The sequence below is a fragment of the Kluyvera sp. Awk 3 genome (assembly GCF_028069715.1).
Taxonomy (GTDB): Bacteria; Pseudomonadota; Gammaproteobacteria; order Enterobacterales; family Enterobacteriaceae; genus Kluyvera; species Kluyvera georgiana_A.
Map to the genome: position 1 here is coordinate 1 of NZ_JANEWH010000153.1, position 9,882 is coordinate 9,882.

The 9,882-nt window shown below is 49.8% G+C and carries 8 protein-coding genes and 6 pseudogenes; 2 read left to right on the forward strand and 12 right to left on the reverse strand.

Annotated features, from left to right (window positions below; all coding sequences use genetic code 11):
- Positions 1-145: 145 nt before the first annotated feature.
- Positions 146-223, reverse strand: a pseudogene (locus NNN71_RS21415) (hypothetical protein); the annotation flags it as partial.
- A 35-nt stretch (positions 224-258) separates the two neighbouring features.
- Positions 259-474 (reverse strand): AlpA family transcriptional regulator, encoded by a 216-nt coding sequence (locus NNN71_RS21420; RefSeq protein ID WP_267453960.1) that lies wholly within the window; start codon positions 472-474, stop codon positions 259-261.
- A gap of 703 nt (positions 475-1,177) precedes the next feature.
- On the opposite strand from NNN71_RS21420, the pseudogene NNN71_RS21425 reads away from it, so the two are divergent.
- Positions 1,178-1,677 (forward strand): annotated as a pseudogene (locus NNN71_RS21425) (PrpF domain-containing protein); the annotation flags it as partial.
- A 31-nt stretch (positions 1,678-1,708) separates the two neighbouring features.
- Here the strand turns inward: NNN71_RS21425 and NNN71_RS21430 are convergent.
- From NNN71_RS21430 to NNN71_RS21450, 5 genes and pseudogenes are all read right to left on the reverse strand, one after another.
- Positions 1,709-1,774, reverse strand: a pseudogene (locus NNN71_RS21430) (IS200/IS605 family transposase); the annotation flags it as partial.
- Between the two features lie 193 nt (positions 1,775-1,967).
- Entirely contained in the window at positions 1,968-4,463 is a 2,496-nt protein-coding gene (locus tag NNN71_RS21435; protein ID WP_271459294.1) for an autotransporter family protein, read from the reverse strand.
- Between the two features lie 332 nt (positions 4,464-4,795).
- Positions 4,796-5,062, reverse strand: a complete 267-nt coding sequence (locus NNN71_RS21440) for a hypothetical protein (protein WP_267453846.1) — start codon at positions 5,060-5,062, stop codon at positions 4,796-4,798.
- Positions 5,059-5,256: a hypothetical protein gene (locus tag NNN71_RS21445; protein ID WP_267453845.1), complete on the reverse strand. Its 198-nt coding sequence runs from the start codon at positions 5,254-5,256 to the stop codon at positions 5,059-5,061. Before NNN71_RS21445 ends, NNN71_RS21440 begins: the two co-directional genes overlap by 4 nt.
- A pseudogene (locus NNN71_RS21450) lies at positions 5,253-5,486 on the reverse strand (DNA replication protein DnaC); the annotation flags it as partial. The pseudogene NNN71_RS21450 and the gene NNN71_RS21445, both read right to left, overlap by 4 nt.
- Here NNN71_RS21450 and NNN71_RS21455 point away from each other — a divergent pair.
- A pseudogene (locus NNN71_RS21455) lies at positions 5,460-5,864 on the forward strand (IS66 family transposase); the annotation flags it as partial. The pseudogenes NNN71_RS21450 and NNN71_RS21455 overlap by 27 nt on opposite strands.
- On the opposite strand, the pseudogene NNN71_RS21460 reads toward NNN71_RS21455, so the two are convergent.
- From NNN71_RS21460 to NNN71_RS21480, 5 genes and pseudogenes are all read right to left on the reverse strand, one after another.
- Positions 5,808-6,218: pseudogene (locus tag NNN71_RS21460) on the reverse strand (IS110 family transposase); the annotation flags it as partial. The pseudogenes NNN71_RS21455 and NNN71_RS21460 sit on opposite strands and share 57 nt — an antisense overlap.
- A gap of 334 nt (positions 6,219-6,552) precedes the next feature.
- Positions 6,553-7,197 (reverse strand): Qnr family pentapeptide repeat protein, encoded by a 645-nt coding sequence (locus tag NNN71_RS21465; protein ID WP_267453844.1) that lies wholly within the window; start codon positions 7,195-7,197, stop codon positions 6,553-6,555.
- Positions 7,198-7,368: 171 nt separating this feature from the next.
- Positions 7,369-8,013 (reverse strand): hypothetical protein, encoded by a 645-nt coding sequence (locus NNN71_RS21470; protein WP_267453843.1) that lies wholly within the window; start codon positions 8,011-8,013, stop codon positions 7,369-7,371.
- Between the two features lies 1 nt (position 8,014).
- Positions 8,015-9,262, reverse strand: a complete 1,248-nt coding sequence (locus NNN71_RS21475) for an integrase domain-containing protein (RefSeq protein WP_267453842.1) — start codon at positions 9,260-9,262, stop codon at positions 8,015-8,017.
- A 321-nt stretch (positions 9,263-9,583) separates the two neighbouring features.
- On the reverse strand, positions 9,584-9,882 hold a 299-nt coding region (locus NNN71_RS21480), incomplete at its 5' end, for a hypothetical protein (RefSeq protein ID WP_271459295.1).

The window sequence follows — 9,882 nt, forward strand, 5'->3', positions numbered from 1 at the left end:
AGTATAAACTCTTAGGGATAGCACTCACCGCTCAGGGACACCTCTCTTTATTACTCTTAAATGACTGAGATGTAACTGTTAAGCTTGTGGCGATTCAATCATCTTCCCGGTCAGTCTCTTTTCGCTACACGCGTGAGGTCTCTCATGCCAGGCTTCCGGCGAGGAGCACTACTTCGAGCGTGCGGTCGGGAGACTGCTTGTTGAAAAAAGGGGCGCGTTCCATGATGAGGTATCAGTTGGCTCATCCCTGAGCGTGGATTAACGGATGACGGTGCGGCGCTGCTGCCACTGACGAATTTCAGCAGCATCGAAGACAACCAGTCGGGAAGAAAGGTGGACGGGGCGCGGAAAGTCGGTGTTTTTCATCAGGCGGTAAACTGACGATTCACTCATCGCCAGAAACTGGACCACCTGCCGTATACGCACGTTGCCGCTTTCGGGAAAAGCATTGTTACTATCAGCACGGGTTTTCATGATTGCACCTCACGGGAACAGAGTGTCGAAGCGGTTATAGCGCGGAACAGGAAGGGGAGGTATATGTCCGGAGGAAAAACTTAAGTCCAGAAAGAAAGTAATGAGTCCGGGAAGAGTTTCTTTGCCATCAAAAATGATGGCGCTAGATTAATTTATTGAAAATAAATGATTTTTATTCAATTGGCCCATCGAGATAAGATTTGCTATGGTTAACGAATGGCAACGTACGACTACAAACATATCATAATAGATGTGGCTATCTCACCGTTAGCTCTGAGCGAGAATACGTCCAGTACGGCACGCATGACACTTAAATGCTAGTCCCAATCACCTCCTTCCACCCACCTCTACGCACTTGGCATGTACCTCACCAGAATTGACAACGAATACAATATTGCAAGAGAGGTGACCCTATACTTCGGCACGCCTCCTAATACCGGCAAGATTAATGTGGCACTCCTTAGATAAGGGCTGCGATGCAATAACCATGCATCGTGCCAAGACTTCAACCCCTGATGATCAACGGGCGCCCGAAACACTTCACCATCGTGGGGAATTTGAACCTTTGTTAACTCAGCAAGCGGCCAATCCTGCAAAGCAATTCGTGCCTCGGATATCTGAAAGCGGATATCCGCGCGGGCCAGATCCCGGGTTTTATATATGCGTTTTCTGAACCGTTATTTATTCAGCGAACTGAAGAACGATTCGGCCACCTGATTATCGTGTGGTTTATGAAGGCGATACCCAGATTGATGGTGTTCCGGGGACCGCCGCGCCCATTGGCTTAACTTTCCTGAACTCTGCGGGTTCCAAAACTGGGAAATTGTTGCCGACGGACAGTGTGACAAACGTATTTGGCGGTATTTAAGTCACCTGTATAGATATGGCGATGCCGATGGTATTGATTAATGCTTCATCTCTGGGAAAACAGGAGGGGAATCTCCTGCGGAATTAGATGGCGATAGGGCATTTAAAGAAAGGCTGGAGAGTCTGCGTCTTCAGGCTGGCGCAGCTATGGGCTTAGGGGATGTGGCAAACAAGGTGATCTCTAAACCGGTTCTTCTCAGCCCGGCACGTAACGGCGGAACGATTCAGGTACGGTATTTCATACCGCACACACGCCATAAATCACTGGCGATTACCGAATCGATTGGTATTTCGACCGCAACGCTGATCGAAGGCTCCGTCGCGGCAAAAATTGTCACCGATCGTCCAAAGGGGCTCTTCACGAGTTCGGCGCAAAAACTATGTGATATTTATAGTTCCATCGGGTGTGCGCTAAGCTCTTTTCGTCCCCGATTGGGACCCCCTTTTGATTTCTTGTTTGACACTTGCAGTTGCCAGACCGCAAGGTGTTTTAACAAATCAAAAGGGGTTTTAATAAATAGCCCAAAGCTGAAAGCTTTCCGGAACCCCCAGCCTAGCTGGGGGTTTTCTATGCAAAAAAAGCCAGCGAGAGTCAGTCGCTGGCTAATAATACCGTTGAACGGTATTCAGAACGCGTAACGAACCTTCAGGCTAATGCCCTGACTGGTGAATTTTGTTCGCTGACTGGCATCGTATTGTACCGTGCCGTCAAGCACATCGCTGAACTTTGCCGTTACCCCAACACCAGCCATTGCAATCCAGGGGCTTTCACTCATGCCACTGTAGGTAAATGGCGAGTCGGCGGCACCGATAAATGCCGTGGTGGTCTCGCTGCGATCGTTCTTCGTATCGTAACCCGCCCCAACATAACCATGTACATCAACAATCTCCGATAGCTTGATACCTGCTTTCAGCTTGCTGGAAACAATCAGAGCCTCGGTTGTGGCCCCTCCTACCTTCAGGCCGACATCCGCTGCGCCAGTCTCCTGATAACCGTTATCCTTCACGCGATAGTAATCTGTACGCAGTTCAGGAGTAAGCGTCACATTGTCCTGAGGGTGGAAGGTGCTCTGGAACCCTAGCCCGGCCTGGAAGGTGTCACTATCGTAGTCAGAATGCGCCACACCATTGTAAGCGGTACTGCCATCGTTAGGGTTTTGAATATTCAGGTAACGATTACCCGTCGTATTATTTCGTCCAAAGCCAGTCTGCCAGGTCATCCCCGTATCTGGGGTAAAGTCATACCCGCCATATGCAAGAAGATTCCAGCTGTCCATGCGTGCGTCATGCCTGATATCGTCAGAATTATCGTTAACATCTGTGCGACTCATGCCTAAGGCCAGACCCAGTCGGGTTTTATCTAATATAAGACCATCGGCACCAATGGCGAATCCACGCGTATCTGCGTTATACCCGGCGTAATCTCCACGGCTGGACTGGTTATCCCAGCGCCCCACCGGGCGGATCCACAGATATCTCTCCGGATTAAACTCATTGGTATAACCCTGACCGCGTAAGGACTCCTGACGACCGCTGACAATGTCACCAAACGCTCGCAGGTTATTCATTGCAATGTACGGCATGCTGCCATCCATCAATGGGGCAAGTTGAACCACATTTTTGTGAACCTGACTGGCATTAAAGGACGAGGTGATTGCACAGACGGTGCTAGCCAGCGCGCCGGTGCAGTTCTTAGACCCGGTATAATTATTGTTGATGAGGTTATCCAGCGCGGTCCCGACGCCGACTAATGATGAATTATTACTGGTGGTAGTAATGGCATTTCCGACGGTAGTCAGTTTCGTCTCAGCAATTTTCAGCGAGTAGCTGGTGCCGGTTTGCACCTGAATAAACTGATAACGCAGCGAATCATCCAGTACCGACGAGGGTGAGCCCGTGATATTACTAGCCGTGACGACATCAACCAGTTCATCGCCATCAGCGAAGCTGGTGCTACCCTGGGTGATCACCAGCGTCCGTCCATTCAGTGCAGCGTTACCGGCAACATTCAGCTGACCATAGCGACTGGTGCTGTCTGCCTGCAACGCCAGGACACCATTGCTATTCTGTACGTAAGTATTTACGGTTGAGGGCTGCTGGCTGCTGAGTAACTCGAAAATACCGCTGTTACTCATCGCGCTGTTCGGCGCATTTACACGCCCAAGAATAATCCCCTCGTTATTGATCCCCCCCACGATTGTGCTTGTGCTGGACACCTGAATCGCATCACCAGTTAACGCGCCAATGATTCCTTTGTTTTCGAACTGATTTACCACGGCAGAATTCTCAATCACGACTGCATTACCACTGCCGCCGCCAATAATCGTCCCTGTATTGACCAGCGTACCGGTCTGAGACGTTCCGCCAAGGTATACACCAGCGACGCCGCCATCAATGATCCCCGTATTGAGCAACGTACTAATCGCCGCAGAATCACCAACGGTAATACCATTCCCATTCGGCGCGTAAATAACACCTCCATCAAGGTTTTGGATCGTTGTACCCTTAACCTTATTCCCGACATAGATACCGTTGCTGCCGGCCCCATTAACGGTGATATTCCCCTGGTTGGCGATTTGAGTGCTTTCAGTGGAGTTGGCATGAATGCCATCAGCGACTGCGCCTGATGTGGTGATACTCCCCGAGTTCTTAACCGACAACCGCGCGACAGCGTTCAGCAGGATCCCATTACCCGCGGCGCCGGTTGTGGTCAACGTCCCCTTATTCTCCAGCGCACTATCGGATACCTCTGCCACGTTTATGGCGTTACTGTTGTCACCAGGTGTACTAATTGTACCGCTATTAATAACCTGCGAATTATTTGTGGAAAAGAACCGGATACCATCACTGTCTGAAGAAATACTGCCATTATTCTGTAGGTTTGCGTTATGACTGGAAAAGTAGACTGCTTCAGTCCCTCCCGTCGTTTTAAACTGCGTGCCCGACGCAATTATCACGCTTTGCCCAAAAGTTTGAAACTTTTGCGGTACCGTAACGCTGTTATTACACGTTACCGTCGCGGCAGTCGGGTCTGTACAGTCAGCCCAAACCGCTGGTGCGGTCAACACTCCCGCACTTCCCAGGATACTGCTAATAACTAAACAACTAGTTCTCTTTTTCAAGCTGGTTCCTTAATATAAAGATACATTTATGATTAATTTAATTACATCACCTGATAGTTTGGGGTGGTTAGTATTGACTAATTATGCATCAGACCTAATACTTCGTCAGCTTAGTAAGCATAAAAACAATCATAGTTTATAAATCTTTTCCTCATGTCACTTTCATACGCTATTGCAGTACTGTGATATTGTTGCTCATTTCGTTTTTCACTCCCCAGTACGTCTTACACTACATGCAGCGGCCCTGATAAAGCTCTTTGCCATCGACGTTATAGACTTTCATGAATCCGTAGTGCTGCTCCCAATCCAGCGAGCCTTTGCACTTGGGCTGTTCATGGTGCCTGCTTTGAGATAACGTGGCTTGCTAATTGCGCGGCCTTCAGTGCTAAGGCGATTGCTTCGAAGAACTTCTCCCGGGTGTAGCTGGTCATGGCCGGTACAAACGCCGCCATCAGCATGCCCTTGTCGGAAAGCAGAACCATTTTCTTATCCAGGCGAATTTTGGCTTCCTGCAGCTGCTCATTCCGGCTGGCGCGCTGGAGGTACTCAGCGATAATTGCGATCACCTTTTTGGTTTGTTTCACAGTGGTTTCGTTCATGACTCACTCCCGATTTTCTCAATCTTATCCAGCAGCCGGCGACGAGTTAATTCCCCAAAATGACGGCGACCGGTCTCCTTGTGGTACATCTCGTTTTTCCCGGCACACCACATTTTTTCAGTCTCATGCAGCTTCATGCGCTTTGGGCCGTCTTTGGAGAGCACGATCCCCGTATGTGTTTTTACGATGTTCATTTCACTGCCCTCAGATGCGATACGGTCTTGCGGTAGCTGGCCCAGTCGAAGTTCACCCAGATGCCGTTGTCCATGGTTAAGAGGTCGATAACGCGAAGTCCCCGGGAATCCTGAAGCCCTGCATGATTCAGGTTCGTCAGAACGCCCACCGGTTTCATCTATGACAGGCGACGGTCAACAACCTGGTTCAGAATGACCTTCTCGCCGCTGCTGCCCCGCTGTATCGCCAGTCAGAAATATACGGTCGCCAGGGTGTGGAGCTGAGCCGTTCACTGCTGACGGGCTGGGGGGATGCATGCTGCAGGCTGCTGTCCCCGCTGGAAGAGGCGCTTCAGGGCTATGTCCTGACCGACGGCAAACTCCATGGTGACGATACGCCTGTCCAGGTGCTGCTGCCGGGTAATAAGAAGACGAAGACCGGGCGGTTGTGGACGTATGTTCGTGATGACCGCAATGCCGGGTCAGCGCTGGCGCCTGCCGTGTGGTTCGCTTACAGCCCGGATAGAAAAGGCATCCATCCGCAGACCCATCTTGCCGGCTTCAGCGGTGTGCTGCAGGCTGATTCGTATACCCGGATTGTCGGCTTCAATGGCTTTTATCTTGTGGGGATAACGTAGCCTCAGGTCTAATGCCAGCTCAGCATCCTGCGGATCATCCTTCGCACCGCTGGGCCAGAAAGCCTGTCGGTAGCGGGCCAGTGACAAAGCGTGTAATGGAAAAACAGTGACAAATGGGTACTTCTGGAGTGCATACACCACCGGGCCTTTATTCAGCTCAACGGCAATAGCAATCTTGCCTTTCGCCCTCTGGTGTAACTCATTGAGCCAGATATCAAGTGCCTCAGGCGTATGTTCAGTCACATGAAATATGCGATCACCGTTTTTAAACTGAACGCAGACATAGTGTTTTTTATCCGCCCAGTCCAAACCAAAATGAGCAGCAAACTGATCTTTCGCAGTCATCACCAACTCCTTTTTATCGGGGATTGGTATGCATTCCACGCTCTTCGAAAGAAATATAGTCAGCAGTTTTTCTGCATGCCCTGAGTATTCGTTAGCGAACGTGGAGCACTTACTGGCTCGAAAGCAAAGCGGCAATCATCAAATCACATGATTCAGGCACAATATTCGTAACCAATAAGCGCATACCCTGAATCACTTAAAAGTGTAACTCTCAGGGTGTGAATGACTATACCTGGCACAAAGTGGAAAATGTCACAGAGCTAAAGGTCTGCTGTGAGCGAGAAGCAGATGTTGGTAATTAAATGAGACGTTGATTTCGGGTTAACTGGAGTATCTAACCAATAATCGAGATCCCAAGACGCTCCATAATCAGTGACGCCTGATAGCTATCTAATTTGACTCCCTGTAAATCGACTCCCCGCACATCTAAGCTACCAAGATCCGAATTTGTCAGATCGCAGTGGGTAAAGTTGGCTGAACGCCAATCAAATGAAGAAAACTCTCCACCCGAAAGATCTGACCCGCAGAACGTTGCGCCAAGAACCTGAGTTCCATTCCAACGGTTTTCCCATAGCTCACACTTTTCAAGTATAACTTTTGATAAATTGGCATAGCTTAGGTTTGTGTTTGTTATATATGCACTACAAAACCAGGTACGAGTCGTTATCATATTCATAAAGCTTGCACCGCGAAAATCAGCCCCTTGAGCGCGACTGCTGCGAATTTCGATACCAAGAGCACTGACATTTTTGAAATTTGCCATCGATAAATCACAACTTTTGAAAATTGCATCCTTCAGATTTGCACGACTGAAATTACAACCGTTTTGGCTTTCTCGGTCATAGAACTGACAGCCAATAAACTCAGTACCGGTAAGATCGCAAGCAGAGAAATCACAGTTAAAAAACGTACTGTTTTCAATTTTTTTACCGGTAAAACGGTTTTTGTCAATTTTTTCACCAATTAAAGCCAACGCCATTATGATACCCCTGTTTTTTTATACAGCTTAATTGGCATGTTAAATAGATCTGGAGTGGTCGTCAATTGACATGTAAATCCCACTGGCGTCCACTCATGGCACGAAGCCGACTATACACCTGAAGTTTCAGAGCTTAATTGGTTCGCTACACTCGCCACTGGGAGCGACTACTTACGTTCTCTTCTCCCGTCCCATCTTCAGTACCTCATAAAAGGTCCCTCGCCCAAGCCCGTCTGACAACAATTCCCGCTCTTGAGCTAACGCTTTTAGCTTCCGAAGTATCCGATCCGAAGCCGGCTTATCAGACGTCCCATAACGCCCGTCAGTCTCCTCAACCAGTAGCTGAACCAGTAGCCAGCAGAGTCGGGCAGTATTCTCCCGTGCCTTGTCGCGTTTATGCATCCCACGCTGGGAAGGTTGTGCTGAAGTAGTGAGATCTGGTAGCGCGTCGTCACCGAGCGTCTTCAGCCACTTGCGGCCACGGCTGTTACGTGACAGTTTCATCACCGCCTTCAGGCTGCGGGCCTTAATTTCTGGTGGCGTGAGTTCGTCATCAATAAGCCGCCAGGCCAGGGCGAACATTTCATCGGCATAGAACATGCGTTTATTCGCCGGGGCGCTGACCATGCCTGTGGCTTTGATGGTGCGGCTGATAGCGTCGTGTAGGATACGGTAATTTTCCTGATGTTCTTCCGGCAGGGCGTTTGCCGGTTGGGATGCATCAAGGCCGAGAAGCAGAAGGGCGAGATGCCGCGCTTCCAGCAGCGGCATATCACATTCCCGCTCAAACAGATTCTGACGAATGGGACTGGTCACATTATTCTCCTTCCACGATCCGCAGTGGTTCTTCTTCACCGAGCAGCGCCTGCCGTCTGGCGGCATCAACGTAGTTTCCCCACCACTGCATCAGCGGTCGCCTTTGTTCCAGATAGTCGCTGCGGTTGTAGGCCGCTTCGATCTCGTCTTCTTTCTGGTGTGCCAGTGCAGATTCCAGAACTTCACGGGGGAAATGACCTGCGCCTGCGGTCCTGGCGATGCTGCGCATGCCGTGGGCGACCAGTTCACCGCCGAAACCCATACGGATAAGCGCGGCGTTCGCGGTCTGCTGGTGCATATGCTCCAGCGGTTTGCGTATGCTGGGGAAGACCCACGGGCGATGGCGGCTGACGGGCTCCATGATCTGAAGAATGCGCAGCGCCTGTTTGCTCAGCGGCACTGTGTGCGAACGGTCCATCTTCATAAAAGTATCGGGGATGCGCCATTCCGCTTTTTTCATATCGATGTCGCACCAGCGGGCACTGACGGCTTCGCCGGGGCGAACCCAGGTCAGTAGCTCCCATTCGATAAGGCAGCGGGTTTCCTTGCGGATAGAGGCGTTCTGTAAGGCCAGCATCAGCCTGCCCAGCTCGCTGGGGTGAAGGGCGGGCATGTTCTGCTTTTTCGGTTTCTTAAAGCGGGCGACCAGGTTGTCAGCCGGATTGAACTCGATGAGCTCTTCGGAGATGGCGAAGCGGAAGATTTCATTGAGCCGTGAGATAACCCGCCGCAGCGTTTCGAGGATGCCCTGTTCTTCCAGCGGTGTGAGGTGTTCCTTGAGCATCTTCGGGCGGATCTCTGTGACGGGCGTGTTACCCAGAGAGGGGAAGACGTGCATCTCCAGCGAGCGCCAGACATCTTTGGCGTGATCTTCGCTAAGATCGCTGGTCCGTTTTTTCTCTTTGAGCCACTGTTCCGCAACTTTTTCCAGCGTGCATTCATTCTGGATACGTTTTTCTTCGGCTATTGCTGCTAAGTGTTGACGGGGATCTATGCCCTGCCAGAGCAGTCGTCTGTATTTCGTGCGAGTTTCGCGAGCCATGGCCAGTGTAACGACCGGGTAAGGGCCAAGGCTGGTTTTGGTGCGCTTTTTGGTGACGGGATGATAATACTCGAAATGCCAGGCCTTCCTCCCTGAAGTCTTAACCAGCAAGTACAGGCCTTCACCGTCCCGTAGCTCATAGTCCGTGCTACGGGGCTTAGCGCCAGCGATCTCCACATTTGTTAAGGGTTTCAGTTGCTTAGGCATGTTTTAGCACCACGCTTTTTTAGCCCCACGATACCGTGGTGCTAAACATGGTGCCAAAAGGTCAAGATTCATACAGAGATCATGACCACACATGCAACAAAAAAGCCTGCAACTCGTTGAAGTTACAGGCTTTTTTAAGGTTCATGATGCATCATGAATGAATGTTTGGTGGAGCTGGCGGGAGTTGAACCCGCGTCCGAAATTCCTACACTCTTCCAAGTGCTGAGGAAAAACAATGATTTGTAAAAAAATCAATTAGTTAGATGCCAGTGGCTGACAGTAATTAACAACATGTGACACATTGAGTGGACACTAAGTGGATCATCTAACACGATCTATGGACAGCCCTTCAGCCATGGCGTTTCTACGAGTAATAGAGTTCCAACCGCCAAAAATCTCATAACTGCCTTGAACATAGCGCTCGATATTATCAACTTGAGACATAAAATTGTCATCTTGCGCGATTTCTAATGCATCTCCAATCGTCAGGTATGCCTTCCAATAAGCTAATATTGCTTCTCTGATATTATCCTCATCATTAAATTTTGATTTCAATGTTAGAAAATTACCTTCTCCGTCGAACGTTTCTGTAAAATAAAGTTGGGAATTCTCAATAGGTG